At 59.5% G+C, this 16,516-nt stretch carries 19 protein-coding genes and 1 pseudogene; 1 reads left to right on the forward strand and 19 read right to left on the reverse strand.

The features are described 5' to 3' along the window. Positions 1–47: 47 nt before the first annotated feature. Positions 48–434, forward strand: a complete 387-nt coding sequence (locus tag AB8W27_RS00965) for an NlpC/P60 family protein (RefSeq protein ID WP_369832991.1) — start codon at positions 48–50, stop codon at positions 432–434. 4 nt (positions 435–438) lie between these two features. Here AB8W27_RS00965 and acpT read toward each other — a convergent pair whose 3' ends face one another. From acpT to AB8W27_RS01060, 19 genes and pseudogenes are all read right to left on the reverse strand, one after another. Beyond that, on the reverse strand, positions 439–1,056 hold the full coding sequence (gene acpT / locus AB8W27_RS00970; protein WP_041924028.1) for a 4'-phosphopantetheinyl transferase AcpT: 618 nt from the start codon (positions 1,054–1,056) through the stop codon (positions 439–441). Between the two features lie 2 nt (positions 1,057–1,058). After that, complete coding sequence (locus AB8W27_RS00975) at positions 1,059–2,288, reverse strand: beta-ketoacyl-ACP synthase (protein WP_015742830.1); 1,230 nt, start codon at positions 2,286–2,288, stop codon at positions 1,059–1,061. Continuing rightward, a complete protein-coding gene (locus AB8W27_RS00980; RefSeq protein ID WP_015742829.1) occupies positions 2,285–3,016 on the reverse strand; it encodes a 3-ketoacyl-ACP reductase FabG2 in 732 nt (243 codons plus the stop codon). Before AB8W27_RS00980 ends, AB8W27_RS00975 begins: the two co-directional genes overlap by 4 nt. Then, positions 3,013–3,489 (reverse strand): 3-hydroxy-fatty acyl-ACP dehydratase, encoded by a 477-nt coding sequence (locus AB8W27_RS00985; RefSeq protein WP_015742828.1) that lies wholly within the window; start codon positions 3,487–3,489, stop codon positions 3,013–3,015. The genes AB8W27_RS00980 and AB8W27_RS00985 overlap by 4 nt, the downstream gene beginning before the upstream one ends. Beyond that, the gene (locus AB8W27_RS00990) at positions 3,486–4,655 is read right to left on the reverse strand and encodes a beta-ketoacyl-[acyl-carrier-protein] synthase family protein (protein WP_015742827.1); all 1,170 of its coding nucleotides are present in this window, start codon (positions 4,653–4,655) and stop codon (positions 3,486–3,488) included. The genes AB8W27_RS00985 and AB8W27_RS00990 overlap by 4 nt, the downstream gene beginning before the upstream one ends. Before the next feature lies 1 nt (position 4,656). Next, positions 4,657–5,241 carry a DUF3261 domain-containing protein gene (locus AB8W27_RS00995; RefSeq protein ID WP_041924027.1) on the reverse strand — a complete coding sequence of 195 codons (585 nt, stop codon included), beginning with the start codon at positions 5,239–5,241 and terminating at the stop codon, positions 4,657–4,659. Continuing rightward, positions 5,238–7,565: an MMPL family transporter gene (locus AB8W27_RS01000; RefSeq protein WP_041924026.1), complete on the reverse strand. Its 2,328-nt coding sequence runs from the start codon at positions 7,563–7,565 to the stop codon at positions 5,238–5,240. Before AB8W27_RS01000 ends, AB8W27_RS00995 begins: the two co-directional genes overlap by 4 nt. Then, entirely contained in the window at positions 7,537–8,139 is a 603-nt protein-coding gene (locus tag AB8W27_RS01005; protein ID WP_041924025.1) for an outer membrane lipoprotein carrier protein LolA, read from the reverse strand. The genes AB8W27_RS01000 and AB8W27_RS01005 overlap by 29 nt, the downstream gene beginning before the upstream one ends. Next, positions 8,136–8,558, reverse strand: a complete 423-nt coding sequence (locus AB8W27_RS01010; protein ID WP_007765180.1) for a thioesterase family protein — start codon at positions 8,556–8,558, stop codon at positions 8,136–8,138. Before AB8W27_RS01010 ends, AB8W27_RS01005 begins: the two co-directional genes overlap by 4 nt. 1 nt (position 8,559) lies before the next feature. Next, positions 8,560–10,272, reverse strand: coding sequence for a glycosyltransferase (locus AB8W27_RS01015; protein ID WP_015742823.1), 1,713 nt, complete (start codon positions 10,270–10,272; stop codon positions 8,560–8,562). Then, positions 10,263–10,616, reverse strand: coding sequence for a hydroxymyristoyl-ACP dehydratase (locus AB8W27_RS01020; protein ID WP_007765172.1), 354 nt, complete (start codon positions 10,614–10,616; stop codon positions 10,263–10,265). The genes AB8W27_RS01015 and AB8W27_RS01020 overlap by 10 nt, the downstream gene beginning before the upstream one ends. Further along, positions 10,603–11,967, reverse strand: coding sequence for an AMP-binding protein (locus AB8W27_RS01025; protein WP_041924024.1), 1,365 nt, complete (start codon positions 11,965–11,967; stop codon positions 10,603–10,605). The genes AB8W27_RS01020 and AB8W27_RS01025 overlap by 14 nt, the downstream gene beginning before the upstream one ends. Further along, positions 11,964–12,550 (reverse strand): annotated as a pseudogene (locus tag AB8W27_RS01030) (hypothetical protein). The gene AB8W27_RS01025 and the pseudogene AB8W27_RS01030 overlap by 4 nt, the downstream one beginning before the upstream one ends. Before the next feature lie 6 nt (positions 12,551–12,556). Next, positions 12,557–12,808, reverse strand: coding sequence for an acyl carrier protein (locus AB8W27_RS01035; protein ID WP_007765163.1), 252 nt, complete (start codon positions 12,806–12,808; stop codon positions 12,557–12,559). A gap of 12 nt (positions 12,809–12,820) precedes the next feature. Then, complete coding sequence (locus AB8W27_RS01040; protein ID WP_007765160.1) at positions 12,821–13,078, reverse strand: phosphopantetheine-binding protein; 258 nt, start codon at positions 13,076–13,078, stop codon at positions 12,821–12,823. Continuing rightward, positions 13,059–13,880, reverse strand: coding sequence for a lysophospholipid acyltransferase family protein (locus AB8W27_RS01045; RefSeq protein WP_041924023.1), 822 nt, complete (start codon positions 13,878–13,880; stop codon positions 13,059–13,061). Before AB8W27_RS01045 ends, AB8W27_RS01040 begins: the two co-directional genes overlap by 20 nt. Then, entirely contained in the window at positions 13,877–14,599 is a 723-nt protein-coding gene (locus AB8W27_RS01050) for a beta-ketoacyl synthase chain length factor (protein ID WP_015742818.1), read from the reverse strand. The genes AB8W27_RS01045 and AB8W27_RS01050 overlap by 4 nt, the downstream gene beginning before the upstream one ends. A gap of 99 nt (positions 14,600–14,698) precedes the next feature. Then, positions 14,699–15,766: a methyltransferase gene (locus tag AB8W27_RS01055; RefSeq protein ID WP_041924022.1), complete on the reverse strand. Its 1,068-nt coding sequence runs from the start codon at positions 15,764–15,766 to the stop codon at positions 14,699–14,701. 67 nt (positions 15,767–15,833) lie between these two features. Continuing rightward, on the reverse strand, positions 15,834–16,223 hold the full coding sequence (locus AB8W27_RS01060) for a hypothetical protein (RefSeq protein WP_007765156.1): 390 nt from the start codon (positions 16,221–16,223) through the stop codon (positions 15,834–15,836). Between the last annotated feature and the right edge of the window lie 293 nt (positions 16,224–16,516).

Raw genomic sequence — 16,516 nt, forward strand, 5'->3', positions numbered from 1 at the left:
CCTGGCATTATCACGATGCCGCGCCGGGCTTCTCCTCTCGCTTTCATATGTCCACGCCGCAGCACCCGCGGCTTAAACACGCATTGTTAAGCCGTTATGCAGGCTGGAAGGGCACCCGTTATCACTTAGGCGGCACGACGCACCGCGGCGTCGATTGCTCCGCGCTGATGCAGCATCTGTTTGCCGAATCGGCAAGCGTTTCACTGCCGCGCACGACCTGGCAGCAGCTCAAAAAGGGCAAAGCGGTAAGAAAAACGGCGCTGCAACCGGGGGATCTGGTGTTTTTCAGCACCGGCCCGCAACAGCGCCATGTGGGGGTTTATATCGGTGACAATCAGTTCATCCACGCCTCGAAAGAAAAAGGCGTGACCATCTCCAGCCTCAGCAACGACTACTGGCGCGCACGTTATCTTGCGGCGCGGCGCGTGGTGTGATTCGTTAAAGCGAGGCGAGCGTCAGGGATTCGAGGCGTTTGCCGATATCCTTGCACGGCACGCAGGCGCAAACCGCTATCTGTAGATCCTCAATGCGGCAATCACTGAGAAAAACGCCTTCAGGCGGCGTGAGAATAGCTGGCGCCTGTAAGAGTTCCCACACTGCGCCGCCTCGCTGTTTGAGATGCGCTTCACGCCGGGTCCAGCATTGCCAGAACGCCGGCAGCCTGGCTTCCTCAGGCAGCGCGGATAACATCGCCTGTTCCTCTTCGCTGAATATCGCGCGTGCCAGCGATGGCCAGCTCCCTCGCGGGCGGATCCTTTCGATATCGCAGCCCACCGCTCCCGCATCGCTAAGAGTCAGCGCCACAACGCCATCGCTGTGGCTCAGGTTAAAGGCCAGCTCCGGACGGTGCGGCAGAAAAGGTTTGCCGTGGGGGTCTGTTTCAAGCGGCGGCAGCCCGCGCGTACCGACAGCCCAGGCCAGCATCACTCGTCCGGCAAGCCAGCTCGCCTGACGTTTGCCCGACGGCTGTTGCGCGCGCAGGGCAGGCGACAGCCAGCGCGCAACAGCCTGAGGGGTACTGAGCGAGGGGATCTCACCGATAATGACGCGCAGCACGGTTAAACCCAGCGACGCAGTACCAGCGAGGTATTGATGCCCCCAAAGGCAAAGTTATTGGTCTGGATAAATTCGCAATCGATAGCGCGTGACTCGCCCATAATGTAATCAAGCGCGCCGCACTGCTCATCGGGCTGACGCAGATTAAGCGTTGGCGCAAACCAGCCTTCTCGCATCATTTCGAGGCTCATCCAGGCCTCCAGCGCGCCGCAGGCCCCCAGCGTATGGCCAAAATAACTTTTCAGCGAAGAAAGGGGGGTATGGTCGCCAAACACGGCGGCGGTCGCCTGCGATTCGGCGATATCGCCCCGGTCGGTCGCGGTGCCATGCGCGCAGATATAACCGATATCACGCGCATCGAGTTCCGCCATTTTCAGCGCCCGTTCAATGCAGATCTGCATCGTTTCCCGCTGCGGCTGCGTAATATGCGCCGCGTCGCAGTTGGTGTAAAAGCTCACGATCTCGCCATAGATGGTGGCGCCGCGTGCTTTGGCATGTTCCAGCTCTTCCAGAATTAACGTCCCGGCGCCTTCGCCAATCACCAGGCCGTCGCGGTCTTTATCGAACGGCGCGGGCGTAGTTTTCGGCGCATCGTTGCGCTGGCTGGTGGCGAACAGCGTGTCGAAAACCGCGGCTTCGGATGGACATAACTCTTCCGCGCCGCCTGCGACCATCACCGTCTGGTAACCGTGACGAATCGCCTCCCAGGCATAACCAATGGCCTGGCTGCCGGAGGTGCAGGCGCTGGATGTCGGGATCACGCGGCCTTTCAGCCCAAAAAAGAGACCGGTATTGACGGCGGTGGTATGCGGCATCATCTGTACATAGGTAGTGCCGGTAATATTGTTGGTGTGCTTTTCCGTCAGCATGGTGGCGAACTCACTCACCGGGCCGGTGCTTCCTGTGGAAGACCCATAGGCGATGCCGGTTTCGCCGTTGGTCAGAACGGGGGCGTCCAGCAGGCCCGCCATGTCCAGCGCCAGCTCCGTTGCGCGGGTCGACATCAGCGAGACCCGGCCCATGGAGCGAATGCGTTTGCGGGTATAGTGCTCCGGCGTGACAAAATCGTCGATCGGCGCGCCCAGCAGCGTATGCAGCCCGTCATAGACCTGCCATTCCGGCATTTTACGCACCGCGTTTTCGCCCGCCTTCAGACGCTGCGCCACGCTGCGCCAGGTTTCGCCAAAGGCGGTAACGCCCGCCATACCGGTAATCACGACGCGGCGCATCATAACATGCCTCCATTGATGGAAATGACCTGGCGGGTAACGTAGCCTGCGATATCTGACATCAGATAGCTGGCGAGGCCCGCGACTTCATCCGCCTGCCCCATACGTTTCATTGGAATGATGCTCATCGCCTCTTTTAATGCAGCCTCTTCCATCTCAATCATGCCGGTATCAATAAGCCCCGGCGCGATGCAGTTGACGGTGATTTTGCGCTTCGCAAGCTCGATGGCCAGCGCTTTGGTCGCGCCGATAATGCCCGCTTTAGCCGCGCTGTAATTGACCTGTCCACGGTTGCCCATGATGCCGGACACAGAGGAGACGGTGACTATCCTTCCCCCCTGACGAGCGGCGATCATCGGCATAATGCAGGGCTGCACCACGTTATAGAAACTGTCGAGGTTGGTGTGGATAACGTCGTCCCAGTCGCTGTCGCTGAGCGCCGGGAAGGCGGCGTCGCGCGTAATACCCGCGTTGCTGACGACGCCATACCAGGCGCCGTGTTGCGCCATATCGGCCTCAAGCGTCTCGCGGCACGCCTCACGCTGGCTCACGTCGAAACAGAGCAAACGGCCTGCGCCGCCTGCCTCGATAATCTCGCGCAGCGTCTCCTGCGCGCCGTGTTCATCACGGTGATAATGCACCCCGATGGTAAAACCATCGGCAGCCAGCTGACGAGCGATCGCCCGGCCAATGCCTTTGCTGGCCCCGGTAACCAGAACGGAACGACTCATGTTGGGGCTCCCTGAGAAAATAGCTGGTTCAGCTCGGCGTTATCCGGCTGAAAGGTGTTAATGCGCCCGCGGGCGAAGCAGATCTCGCCGCAATGAATCGTGGCCTCGAAGCTGCCAAACTTTTCATCCTGCAAAAGCAGCGTGACGTCGATATCAAGCGTGCTGCCCTGCGGGAATGCGCTGTGCTGGCATTGCAGATCGCGTGCGCCCAGAATCATGCCGAGCGCGATGCCCGGTTCGCCGCGCGAAATACGATGCCAGCCCGACCATACGCCCACCGTCTGCGCCATCAGTTCCATCGCATACCACGCGGGCAATTCGCCTTCCGCCGTCAGAAACGGCGCCAGTACCCCTTGCGGCGATATCGTCACGCGACAACGTGCCGTGTTTTCGCTGACGGCAAGGACGCTTTCCAGCAGCAGCATCGGCGTTTCATGGGGTAAATAGGCGCCAGGCGCCAGGTAAGGGGTCACGACATCCTCCCGAATAACAGGCTGGTATTATTCCCGCCAAAAGCGAATGAGTTAGAAAGCACGTAAGGCCGACGCAGTGGCGCAGGGGCATGCAGAATGCCGCAATCGGGCAGCGTTTCATCGGGCGAATAACGTGCAAAATCTTGTGATGGCAGCGGCAGCGAACGCGCCAGGATAAGCGCGCTTATTACCGCTTCGCAAATCCCGGCGGCGCCCAGCGTATGGCCGGTGAGGTGCTTGGTCGAACTACAGGGCACGCGGTTGCCGAAGATCCTGTGCACGACGCGCGATTCGATTTTATCGTTGAGCGGCGTGGCGGTGCCGTGCAGGTTGATATAGCCGATATCGTCCGGGGCCAGTCCTGCTTCGCGCAGCGCCTGGTCGATAGCGCGAATGGCGCCTTCGCCTTCCGGATGCGGAGCGGAAATATGATAGGCGTCGCTGGATTCGCCCGTACCAAGCAGCGCAATAGCCTGCGGCTCGGCCGTCAGCAGCATGAGTCCCGCGCCTTCGCCGATGGTAATGCCGCAGCGGTCGCGGCCAAAGGGCTCGCACAGGCGCGCGGAGAAAGACTCCAGACTGTCAAAGCCATTCACCGGCATCCGGCTTAACGTATCGGCGCCGCCGACGATAGCGACGTCCGCCAGCCCCGCGTTAATCAGTCGCTTACCGCTGATTACCGCTCTGGCGCTTGAGGAGCAGGCCGTGGAAAGCGTAAATGCCGGACCATGCAGACTCAGCCATGCGGCAAGAAACCGCGATGGATCGCCTAACTCTTGCTGATAGTAGTGCCAGTCGGTGGCATCGCCCTCGTTCAGATGAGCTTCCAGATGTCGGTCGCTTTCATCCAGGCCAGAGGTACTGGTGCCCAGCACGACGGCTACCCGATCGCGACCGTAGCGCGCAATCGCCTCGTCAACCTGCGGCTGGATTTGCGCCAGCGCCGCCAGCAGGAGCTGATTATTGCGGGAGCGGTGCGCGCGAAACGCATCCGGAACAGGCGGCAGCGGGCCTTCAACACCGCCCAGCACGGCCTCCTGGTCTTGTTGCAGCCAGCCTTTGCGCGCTTTCATGCCGGGTACGACGCCGCTTTGCAGGCTTGCCGCAGTTTCATCAAGCGAGGTGCCGAGCGCGCTCACCATGCCCATGGCGGAAACGTAAATCATCTCAGTCGTCCAGATATTGAATCGTGATGTGATAGTGGAAGACCTTCTGCTCAATACTGATGGGCTCACGACGTGCGCCGCGTTGCAGATAGGTAATCTGTGTCACCACGTGTCCGTTGTTATCGCGCAGCTCGCGGCGTAAACCCCGATCTTCCAGCGTCCAGCCTGCCGGTAACCGTGAACGCCAGGCGTCGACCGGCCAGTGGCTCAGCATAATATCGGCCAGCACCTGGCTTGCAGGCGGCAACTGTGGAACGACGATAGATTGCTCGGTGTGGATGCCGCGGCTGTCGTAAGTGGCCAGAAACAGGCGAATACCGACGGACGAGAGCCCCGCCAGCGTGATTTTTTCATGGTCGGCATTTAGCATCACCAGCAGCGATTGCTTTTGTCCGTTGAATTCGCCGGTCAGCAATTGCTGGCTGCTGACGGCAGGCGTTATACCCGGCGGCGGCAGCGTGACGCGCACGCCCGGCTTCAGCCATGCCTGCGGATGCGGGTCATTCTGCCCGTCTGAATGGGGCGCGCATCCGCCAAGCAGTGATAACGCGAGCAGCATGCCCGCCTGCCAGAGGCTATTTTTCATCGTGATTTTCTCGCTTTGCGACGTTCCGGCATGGCCAGAGGAGATAATAAAAAGGCGACAAAGATGCCGCTGCACAGCACCGTGCCGAAGCCGCTAATCGCCTGTGTGGCGCTGAAGACCAGCATGCCCAGCGTCAGCAGGGTCGTGATCATGGCAAGCGTAATGGCGACCAGCGAGGTCAATGGCGTACCGCGCGGGTTGCTGAAAAAGAGCGTGTAGTTAATGCCAATGCCCAGTACCAGCACCAGCGCCAGCAACGAAAAGATATTCAGCGGCTGGCCGGTAAAGGCGAGCGCGGCCAGACCCGCGCCCAGCGAAAGCAGCGATGGCAGCAGGCTTATCAGTCCTTTGCGCCATCCCAGGCGTATCACGGCGCCGAGCGCGATAATGATTAATGCCACGCCTAACAGGCCCGTCAGCACATGGCGGTAGAGCGAAAAGAGCGCGTCAAACGACGCCTTCCGGTCTACCCAGGCGACGCCGGGCTGACGCGCCGCCAGCGTGCTTAACGCCGCGCTGTCGCGCACGCCGTCCACGGGCACCAGCGCGCCGCTGGCGCCATCGGGCAGCGTCAGCCACATCAGACGCCAGCCTTCGCTGGCCGGGCTGGCGAGCCACGCCTCAAGCGTTACGGGCATCGCGGACGTATTGATGGAGGGAACCGTAATGCCCGTCTGCGAAAGCGTGGCGTTGATGGTCGGCGCGGCGGCCTGGATCAAGGCCAGATCGCGCTGCTGGCGGGCGCTGGAATTTATCGGAATCAGACGGTATTGCGTCAGTAAACCTTCCTTCCGCGCTTTTTCAAGCACAGGGGCGAAAGCCTCCATACGCTGCAAGGTTTCTTCCGGCGTCCTGGCATAGATAACGAACCATTTTTGATCGCTGCCCTGGCCTGTGAGCGCGGCGATCGTTTTCTCCTGCGCCAGTAAACCCGCCGGAAGCGCCTGCAACTGCGCGATATCATCATCGACGCGCAGCGTGGCGATCCCGGCGGCCGACATCAGCGCAATGATAACCGGCAGCCCGACAATAAGACGCTTATCGCGCCGCCAGGCGGCAAGCGCGGGCAGTAGCAGCGATATCGCGGGCGCCGGGCGCACCGGCAGACCCCGGCACAGCAGCGGATGCCAGAAAATCACCGTCAGGCAGGAGGCGCTCAGCCCGACGGCCGCGAACAGCGCCATCTGACGGATGCCCGGGAAGGGGGCAAGCATCATCACAAGGTACGCCGCGACGGTGGTCAGCAGCGCCTGCAACAGCGTTTTGCCGACCTTCGCCATGCTTTGCTGCGCCGAGGCCTCCTGTCCGTGGATCAGCCTTTCGGTCAGATAATAGAGCGTGTAGTCCGCGGAGATGCCGATAATGCTGACGCTCATGACCAGCGTCATCAGGTGCAGTTCGCCGAAAACCAGCAGCGTCACGGCGCTGCCCGCCAGCGCCCCGGTACCGACAGAAAGCAGGCACAGCACCAGCGGGCGCAGCGAGCGAAAGGTCGCCACGATAAGCGCAATAACGCCAAGAATGGTCGCCAGCCCTAACGTAGAGACATCCTGTTTCGCCTGCTGGCTGGCGTAATCGCTATAAAACGCGGTGCCGCGCGAGAGCACATCGGCGTGGGGAAATGCGGCTTTCAGCGCCTGCTCGCGCGCTTTGAGTGTGGTGACTATCTCATGCGTCTGGCGCATATCGAATGATGAGCCGGCCAGTTCGCCATGCAGCAGGTACCAGTAATTGCCCCGATCGTCCTGCGCCGTCAGCCAGCCCTGCATCAGGCGCAGACGGCTGGTATTTTGCGCCATGGCCATTTGCGCGCCGCGCACCAGCATCAATGGGTCATTTTGTAACTCTTTGCCGCTGACGCCAGAAAACGCCGAATAGAGCTGCGAGAGGATCCATTGCGCTTGCGCTTCGCCGCCCTTTTCCAGGCGGCTGCGGGTTTGCGCGTCCAGATTGCCGTTGCGGTGCTGAAAGAAAAACGCGCCCCATGCCTGCTGCTGAGCGGCATCCATCGGGCCTTTGACGTCGCGCAGAAAGGGCTGGCGACGCAGCTCGTCCAGCCAGCGTTGCGCTACCTGCGGGTCCGGCGTTTTTCCAGGGCTGACCATCCACACTACCTGGCGGTCGAGACGCTGCATAAAGCCGTCATGCAGCGCAGGCGGGATCTCGCCTAATGTCTGTTGCGGCAACAGCGCCAGCACGCTGCTGTTAATACGCGCGTGCGGCAGCAGCGCACAGAGCGTTGCCGCCAGCAGCAGACAGAGGCCAAGCCAGGCCCAGGCGAAACGCCGTGGGTATTCAGAAAGCAAAACGTTGACGTTCATCATCGGTCAGTGTCGCAGGCTCAAGGCGGTGCTGGCTAAAGACGATCCCGGTCTGGTCGCCTTGTTTGTCAGACAAGTTAATGGTTTCCAGATAATCGCGTCCCTTCAGTTCGATAGAGGCGAAAATTTTATCCAGCGGGGTCGTGACGGGCGTCAGCATCAGCCGCCAGCGGCCCTGACCGTTGTCCTGAAAATCGATGCGGAAATTCTGCTCCAGCACCTGTCGATCCGCCTGAAAAAGCGCGCGGAGCAGGTGATTGAACTGGAACATCTGCGGGTTGTTTTGTGCCGTGACGACCTGCGGCGGCTGGTCGTTGATTTGCTGCGCCATCCGCGCGTCGTCCAGCAACAGGGTCATCGGGAAGGGGCGCGTCTGCCGCCAGAGCAAGCCTTTATCGCGCGCGATAATCATCTCGCCCTGCGAACGCAGCGGCTGAGGCATATCTTTAATGGCGCGGGTTTGTTCGAAATGGGCGCGAACAACCGGTTGCTGCGTAAAACGCTGCTGGAGTTCATCAAGCGTCACGGCGCTGGCGAACGGCCCGCAAAGCAGCAAGAAAAGCGGCCAGAATCTCATAATGTCACTCCCATTCGCTCGAACAGAATGGCCGGGCTGACGAAACACAGCTCCCGGCTCGCCTCTTCAACAGCGACCTGAATGGTGTAGCCCGTCGTGGTGCGTTTATGGGTTTGCGCATCGAAAATCGTGTAACCGATACGTAAGCGGTTTTCATACTCTTCGATGACGGCGCGTACCCGGATGCGTTGCTCAAAGGTCAGGGCATCGCGATATTTCACCCGCGTATCAACGACCGGCCATACGTAGCCGGAGGCTTTCATCTGCCGGTATCCATAATTGAACTGGTTAAGTAACGCCTCACGGGCGATTTCAAAATAGCGAAAGTAGTTGCCATGCCAGACCACGCCCATTGAATCGACGTCGTGAAAAGGGATGGCGAGCTCCACTTCTGCGGTGAAACGCGGGTCGTTTAACACGTTAAGACTCCTTTTTCCGGTCATCCGCCGCGTCGGGCAGGCGCCAGAAATCATAAAAGTTGAACCATTCGAGCGGCGCCTGAAGCGCGTAATGCTCCAGGCGTGCGGCATAGTGGTCAACCGCGTCCTGTAGCCCTTGCTCGCGCTGGCCGCGCGGCAGCTTCAGCGGGTCGGCGAAAGGCTCCAGGAACAGATGCAGTTTTCCTTTAAGATGTAGCGCGAAGACCAGATCGACCGGGCAACGGAGCGCGGCCGCGAGGATGAAAGGCCCCTGAGGAAAAGGCGCGGGCTGGCCCATAAATGCGCTCCAGATAACGCGCCACTGGCCGCCGCGCTGCGGATTCACCGCGATGCGATCGCCGACGATCGCCACCCATTCGCCGCGATCGAGTTTTTCTTTCAGCAGCATCGCCGTGTCGGGGCCGATATCCGTTACAGAGATGAGATTGACCCCGGCGCGCGGCGCGACCTCTTCCATGATTTGCTTAAAACGCTGCGCATTTTCGCTAAAGACCAGCGCATTAATAACGAGATTGCCGTGTCGTTCCGCCAGCGCGCGGCAGGCTTCGACATCGCCCAGGTGCGAGGCCAGCAAGAGCCGTCCCCGTTGGGGCGTTTCGGCGATCGCCTCCTGCGCTTGCGGCGAAATAACCACCTCGCTGCCAGGACGCAATTCACCGCGCCAGCTGGCGATTTTATTGAGCATGGCCTCGCCGAAACGTAAAAAGTGGCGATAGCTGCTAAGCGGCTCCGGCGCGTTCTGCTGGCGCATCGCCAGGGTTTGTTGAACGCGGGAAAGCCACTGGCGTGATGCCTGACGGGCCTCACCGGCGCTCAGCCAGTACACGGCCACCACCGGGCGCAACAGCGCATCAAACGCTCTGCGTCCCAGAAGGCGCCAGACCGCGATCATAATGCGCATCCCCAGCAGGCCTTTTCTTTCCTTCTGGCGCGCCCAGTGTTGCTGGCGTCGACGCCATAATAGCCCCGGCGCGCGCGGCAACATGCCGAAGAAAAGGCGCGTATGCATCCAGGAGATCCGGCAGTTATCGCGCAGCGCATCGAAATGCGATATGCCATCCTGCGGATAGGTGACGCGGGTGGGAATAAAGTAAGTGGGATGGCCCCGCCAGTAGAGGCGCACCATGATCTCCGTATCGAAATCCATCCGTTTGCCGGGCGGATGGCGCTGCGCCAGCGCGAGCGTCGGCGCGATCGGATAGACGCGAAATCCACACATGCTGTCTTTCAGGGAGAGCGACAGCGTTTCTATCCAGACCCAGACATGCGTGACCCAACGCCCGTAGCGTCGGGCGCGCGGCATCGAGGCGTCATACACCGGATGACCGGAGATCAGCGCGTCGGGATGGCGTTGCGCCAGCGATAAAAAGGCCGGGATATCTTCAATGGCATGCTGTCCGTCGGCATCGACTTGCACCGCGTGCGTAAAACCCTGCTGCGCGACGTGGCGCAGCCCTTCCATCACCGCGACGCCTTTGCCTGAATTACGGGCGAGACGCACCAGCGTCAGCGAGGGATAACGTTGCGGCAGTTCGTCCAGCGCGGCGCGCGTGGTCTCATCGCTGCCGTCATCAATGATGAAGCAAGGCAGAGCAAAGGGCGCCAGGCGTTGCAACACCTTTTCAATCAGGCTGCCATGGTTGTAACACGGGATAACCACACACGGACGAAAGGAAGCGGCAGTCAGCGACATAGCTTGATTTTCCCGCTGCTGGAGAGAATGCGCGCGTCCCCCGCCAGCCGGTGATAGCTGAAGCTCAGCACGCCGCGCGCCTCATTCCAGTCGAGCGAAAGCAGGACATCGCAGCCCGGCAGTAGCGGCGCCTGAAACTTCACATTCTGAATGCCCTGAAACCGGTAGCCGGGCGCAACGAGTTCACCGGCATAGCGCATGACCCAGTCCAGCTGCGCCACGCCTGGCAGCAACGGCTGCACCGGGAAATGCCCTTTAAACCAGAAAAGCGTGGGATCAAGGCGCAACACGATTTCAGCCTGCGCGGGCGACGGCTGGTGTCGTTGGATTTCAGGAGGGGTCATGAAAGAGTTCCTCTAATTGCGCATAGACACGCTTGTTCATACTGTTGACCGGAATTTCATCCACGATGCGCCAGTAACGGGGGATAGCGACCGGCTCAAGCCACGGGAGCAGAGCGCGGCGCCATGACAGCTCAAGCTGTTTGCCGGTGCTGTGCTGTTGCTGGCGAGCGCCTTCGCCATTGAGGACGACCAGAACCCCGACGCCCTGACGTCCGCCGCGCGTGACTGGCAACGCTGCGACCTCATGGATGCCTTCAATCATGAGCATCCGGCGTTCTATATCGCTTAATGAAACTCTTTTTTCTTCGATTTTAACGACACGCCCCTGGCGCCCCGCCAGATGAAACTGTCCGCTCTCCAGCACATGGAGCGCATCGTCCAGCAGCAGCCCTTCGCGCTCGGGAATGATGTCTGAGAACACGCGCCAGCGTGCCTGCTCTTGCCTGAGGACGACGCCCGGAAAAGGCTGCCAGGGAGCATCATCCTGCGCACGGTAGCGCCACGCGAGCACCCCCGTCTCGGTACTGCCGTAGATCTCATCCGGCGTGACGTCAGTCCAGTCCACGGTATGCTGAACATCCTGCCAGGGCAGCATGCCGCCTGCGGAAATAATCAATGACAGCGACGGCGCGGCGAGCTGTTTATCGAGACGTTTAAGGAATGCCGGGCTGCTGATAAAGGCGTATGTGTGACCGCAAGGCAGCGCGGCAAGCTGCTCGGCGTAATAGAGCATCGCGGTATGCAGCGGCAGACCAAGCGCCATGGGCAACATGATGCGAAACGTCAGGCCATAGAGATGTTGCGGCACGACCGACGCCACTACGCGACACCCTTCCAGGCGATGCGCGAAGCGCTGCGCCAGCAAAGCGGCCTCGTTATCAAGACAGGCGACGGGTTTGCGTACCCGCCGCGGTTGACCGGTCGATCCGGACGTGAACAACTCGACATAACTGTCCGGCGTTAACGGCGGCAGCGCGGGGGGCGGCGCGTCATCCGGCGCGCCTGCCGCAACGATAAGCGTCGGGCCGCCCCAGTCCATCGGATGATCGGTCAGAATGCCGCTGAATAACCCGCGCTGCTCCCGTAATACCGCGATGCGGCGATGGCCCGGAATGACCGGCACCTTACCCGCATGGAGCGCCGCCAGCAGCGCGGTAGTAAACAGGTAGCTGTCTTCAAAGCAGAGCGCCCAGCGTTCGCCAGGCTGCGCCAGCAGCGTCTGCGTGAGTTGTGAAACGTCAATGCGTAACTGCCCCAGCGTCCATTCTCGTTCGCACGACCAGGCGACAACGGTATCGTCAGGCCGCGGCGCGCTCAGCCACTCGGCCACAGGCAGCGTAGAGGCGGTCATACGGCGCTCCGCTGAATAATACGACGACGCACCAGCCATTCACCCGCCATCAAAAGCCCCATGAGCAGATAAGCGATGGCGCCGTTCCAGAGCGTCCATAGCGACATATCGCCAGCGAGGCAAGTAGCGGCGGCTATCGCGCCATTGAAAATAAAAAAGAGGCACCAGATTTGCGTGACCCGACGGGTGTAGCTCACGGCGCGCGGGGCAGTTCAGGGTCGCGCAACCGCGCGAGGCGCTCGACCAGCGGCATACCGCGCCAGAGCGAACCGCCGAACAGCATCAGCATCACCGCATTCACCACAACCGGATACCACAACAGGAGATCGTGCTGTCTGAGCGTGAGGCTCGCGAGGCATAACGTGATACCCGCGATCGCGACGCCGGCGGACATAAAGCGTCCCGGCCCGGCAAGCCGTCGCGCCTGATACAGCCTGACCACCAGCAACAGCGCCATCACCGGAATCATCCAGCGCATGATGTTAAGCCTGATGCCGAGCAGGATAACGAAAGGCCATGCCAGGGTGAGGACCACCGTCACCGGGGCGCTCACGCGACGCAACGCTGTCAGGATACCGGTCATGCGCGCTTATTCTTCGCTCAGCAGACGCTCAACCGCGTCCACCACATCCTGAACGGTGCGGACGGATTTAAAAATCTCCGGCTTAATTTTTTTGCCGGTCTTTTTTTGCAGATGGACAACCATATCCACTGCATCAATGCTGTCCAGCTCCAGGTCTTCATACAGTCTGGCCTGCGGGGTAATGTCCGCCGGATCGATTTCGAATAATTTGACGAGGAGGCCGGAAACTTCCTGATAAATAGCGTGTTGATCAACCATAACAAACTCGTTTTATGCGCGTTGTGAATGAATAAAGGACGCCAGCGAGGCGACAGAGAAAAAGTGCTGCCGCATCTCTTCGCTTTCTGCGGAAAGCACAACGCCGTACTGGTTTTTGACCGCCAGACCTAACTCAAGCGCATCGATGGAATCGAGACCCAGCCCGTCGCCAAAGAGGGCCGCATCGGTTTCGATATCCTCGGCGCTCAGTTCTTCCAGATTGAGCGTGTTGATAATCAGATTTTTAATTTCAAGATAAAGCGCTTGCATCGTTGTGGATTCCTGCCAAAGGTGGGGTTTGCTGTGATAACTGGTACAAGAGATGGCGGTTGAGCTGACGAGCCGCCAGCGCAGGCTCGAACGCCTCCTGAGCCTCACAAAACTCTGCGGTATTGATTCGCTCGCCGACCATGACCCTAAACTGCGGCTTGTGTGCCGGCACGTGATACCATTTGCTCTGCTTATCAAGCAGATGTTCGCTGCAATGAATCGTGACCACTCGCAAGTCGGCACGGCAACGCACGGCGATATTGGCCGCGCCGCGTTGCAGCGTCATGGGCTCGCCAACGCGGGTACGAGTGCCTTCCGGGAAAATGAGCAGCGTATCGCCGTTGCGCAGGCGTCTCTCGCTTTGCGGCAGCAGACGGTCAGCCTGGCTATTAATCAGGTAATCCGCCGCCCGGATAACGCCGCTGACAAACGGATTACGCAGCAGATCGCCTTTCACGAGGCAGTCGGTTTCCGGCATAACGGACGCGATGAGCACGTAATCAATCAGCGTCGGATGGTTGGCGACCACAAGGCAGCCGCGCTCCTCGCGCAGCGTCTGCGCGCCGTCAATCGCGTAATCCAGCACGCCTACGGCCTTCGCCACACGCAGAAAAAAACGGAAACTGGCGGCAATGCTACGTCTTGCAATACGTCGACGCCGCTGCCTGTCTCGCTCTGCAAGATTAAGCAGATTGAACCAGACGACGGACAGCAGCAGACCGCCTGCGCCAAATAGCGAAAAACAAAAGCCGGTCATCAGCAAACGCCAGAGCCAGTCGAGACGCGCCAGCAGGGTATTCATCGGCGGCTCCAGTGCCAGAGCATCCGCTCGCCCTGCAACGTGAATTCTGACTGTTCGCGCAGACAGTGACGCAAAAATTGCAGGCTTTGTGAAAGCGCCGGTTCCGGGGCTGGCGCGCAGGGTTGCGTCTGGCAGCGCAGTGCGTCGCCGGGTTCAATCACCAGCGCGACGGCATAGGCAAAAACCGGCATATTTTGCGGGACGCGCCCGTGATAAAACTCGGGCAGCGCGCCATCGAAATCGACCATCAGGACGCGCTGATAGCCTGCCTGCATCAGACACATAACTTCGCACAGCCCTTGCTGGAAGGTATCTACCCCTGCCGAGAGCGACGACGAGACCAGAGGCTGGCTGGCGGCAATGGTGAGATTGCCGACGGCTGAGTTATGGACCGACATGGCGAAATCGGTCGGGGAGAGCGGCTGTCGGGACGCAAGCGACGTCAGAATGCGGAAATTACGCTCCAGTTCGCCATGGCGGCTGGTAAACAGGACGGCGTCAATGGCATGGCGGCGCAGCATCGTCAGACCGCACTCTACCGCCAGACGGCTGCCGGAGGCGAGGCGACGCGCGGTCATCATCGGCAGGGCGGTCAGCTTCGCCTGCGGCGCTGTCGGATCGATAGCCTGGCAGCCCTGCGCCCAGTCTGACCACTGAGTCGGTTCGCTGAGCCCCGGCGCTCTCGCCTGCCAGTCAACAAGGTTTAATGCAAAGTTCATTCACGCGCTTCCGCCGCACACTGGTTTTTTCTGACTCAGAAGCATCAGGAAAAGGGCGCTGCGACCATTTTACTGTGACTCAAAATCATCGGTGACGTCTCAGGTTTTCTGGCATATCAATAAGGTATGCCCGGTACCGAGATGGTCGAGTTGTTGTTTAACGTGAAAACCCGCCGCCTCAAGCCAGTCGGTAAATTTCACGACGCTATAAAAACGGCTGTTGCCGTTTGCCATACAGGTGAAGTAAAGCGATGACGCGTTCAGACTGAACGAGGCCGCCTCAAACTTCTGCGCATCCCAGAAGAGTTCCATGACGCATAAATGGGCGCCTGGCTTCATAACGCTGGCGACGCGCGTCAGCATGGCGACAATCTGCTCGGGTGAGAAACAGTCCAGAAACTGGCTCATCCACCAGATATCCGCGTCGCCCGGCAGCGGCGTGGGCGTCAGCATGTTCACCGGGTGAAAATCGATGCGATCCGCCATCCCCGCCGTGCTAACCGCTTCACGCGCCAGCGCGATTTGCTCTGGCAAATCCAGCAGGGTTACGCGCACATCTTTGTTATATCGGCAGCAACGCAGCGCCCATTTACCGGTATTTCCGCCTACGTCATAAATTAAATTTGGGTTCAGGGCGAAAACGTGCGGCAATACGGCGTCAAACGCAGCGTCAGAGTAGTAATGATCGAAGGCGAACCAGCTACTTTTCGCGGGCTCCGGCAGTTGCGACAGCGCCGGATAAATCGTCGGCCATTCGCCAAAGACTTTCAGGCCTTCTGGCGTGCCTTTTTCCAGGGCGTCGCGCAGGTAATAAAGCCCCTGATAACAGACGTCCTGCGTAAAATCCATGTTGACCCGCGTCATGGTGTCATGCAGCAGAAAATGGCCGGTTTTAGCCAGGAAATAGCGATCGTCGCGTTCGAAAATAATGCGGCCGCTCAGACCCATATCCAGCAGAAGACTGATAGCGTAAGGGCTTAATGCGCAGGATTCGGCAATCTCATCCAGCGTCGCGCCCTGGCGGTTTTTGCCATCGAGAAACGCAAGAATGCCGGAATCACGCAGGTTGATCGCCGCCTGAAAGAGCATGGGCGCAAACGCAATACGCTGGGCTTCCGTAATCGCTTCCAGCGCGCTCAGGGGATCACTGTTGTAATGAGCGGACACAAAACTTTCCTTAGTATTTAACGCAGAAAAAGCCGGAACCCGCAGGCCCGGCTTACGTCATAAGCGATTAAAGATCCGCACCCGTAGAGAGATTCAGCTGGATGTCTTTATCGAGGTTATTGACCCAACGGTTATAGTTTTTGTGGATTTTGCCGTCGCTTGCTTTGAGGTTCATGCTGCCGACGTAATTGATGGAGTAGCCGTTGGCACTGTAAGGAATACGGATTTCAGCGGAGTGATCGCGGTTTTTCAGGCGACCAGTAATTACGCCAGGGCCTGCGTCAGTCATCATCCATTCACGCTGTTTCCCGGCTTTCAGGATAGCGGTGCGGACCTGCTGCGCCGTGTGCGTGCCGCTCACGGTGGACTGAATATTATCGACAGGCGCCGTACGCGCGCAGCCTGCCAGAGCGCCCATGACCGCCAGCGCGGCGACCCATTTAGTGACCTTTTTCATACAATCTCCATATTTCATTTATGAGTAACGCAACAGGGCGACGAGACGCTGTGTTGGTCCCGCCACACAAAATTTCGCCAGCAATCTGCTGGCGTCGCCGTCTGGCGTTAAGGTCGTTCAGTAAATTATCTAAAAAGGCGGGCTATCTTCTGGCAACGAGACGGGCGATAAGACGTCCGGTGTGACGTAAGATGCTATTACTTTTTAAAATCAGAATTTACTTATTTTTATAAATAGTAAAATAATGTTAACGCGTAAGCAATAGCCAGTCGTTAATAACGCTTTTTACCGTA

The organism is Cronobacter turicensis (genome assembly GCF_041222865.1).
GTDB classification, from domain to species: Bacteria; Pseudomonadota; Gammaproteobacteria; order Enterobacterales; family Enterobacteriaceae; genus Cronobacter; species Cronobacter turicensis.

Bases quoted from the DNA above. Each gene is read 5' to 3' on its own strand.
- AB8W27_RS00965 (WP_369832991.1), top strand. From the start codon at position 48: ATGTCCACGCCGCAGCACCCGCGGCTTAAACACGCATTGTTAAGCCGT.
- AB8W27_RS00975 (WP_015742830.1), bottom strand. From the start codon at position 2,288: ATGATGCGCCGCGTCGTGATTACCGGTATGGCGGGCGTTACCGCCTTT.
- AB8W27_RS00980 (WP_015742829.1), bottom strand. From the start codon at position 3,016: ATGAGTCGTTCCGTTCTGGTTACCGGGGCCAGCAAAGGCATTGGCCGG.
- AB8W27_RS00990 (WP_015742827.1), bottom strand. From the start codon at position 4,655: ATGATTTACGTTTCCGCCATGGGCATGGTGAGCGCGCTCGGCACCTCG.
- AB8W27_RS00995 (WP_041924027.1), bottom strand. From the start codon at position 5,241: ATGAAAAATAGCCTCTGGCAGGCGGGCATGCTGCTCGCGTTATCACTG.
- AB8W27_RS01000 (WP_041924026.1), bottom strand. From the start codon at position 7,565: ATGATGAACGTCAACGTTTTGCTTTCTGAATACCCACGGCGTTTCGCC.
- AB8W27_RS01005 (WP_041924025.1), bottom strand. From the start codon at position 8,139: ATGAGATTCTGGCCGCTTTTCTTGCTGCTTTGCGGGCCGTTCGCCAGC.
- AB8W27_RS01015 (WP_015742823.1), bottom strand. From the start codon at position 10,272: ATGTCGCTGACTGCCGCTTCCTTTCGTCCGTGTGTGGTTATCCCGTGT.
- AB8W27_RS01020 (WP_007765172.1), bottom strand. From the start codon at position 10,616: ATGACCCCTCCTGAAATCCAACGACACCAGCCGTCGCCCGCGCAGGCT.
- AB8W27_RS01025 (WP_041924024.1), bottom strand. From the start codon at position 11,967: ATGACCGCCTCTACGCTGCCTGTGGCCGAGTGGCTGAGCGCGCCGCGG.
- AB8W27_RS01035 (WP_007765163.1), bottom strand. From the start codon at position 12,808: ATGGTTGATCAACACGCTATTTATCAGGAAGTTTCCGGCCTCCTCGTC.
- AB8W27_RS01040 (WP_007765160.1), bottom strand. From the start codon at position 13,078: ATGCAAGCGCTTTATCTTGAAATTAAAAATCTGATTATCAACACGCTC.
- AB8W27_RS01045 (WP_041924023.1), bottom strand. From the start codon at position 13,880: ATGAATACCCTGCTGGCGCGTCTCGACTGGCTCTGGCGTTTGCTGATG.
- AB8W27_RS01050 (WP_015742818.1), bottom strand. From the start codon at position 14,599: ATGAACTTTGCATTAAACCTTGTTGACTGGCAGGCGAGAGCGCCGGGG.
- AB8W27_RS01060 (WP_007765156.1), bottom strand. From the start codon at position 16,223: ATGAAAAAGGTCACTAAATGGGTCGCCGCGCTGGCGGTCATGGGCGCT.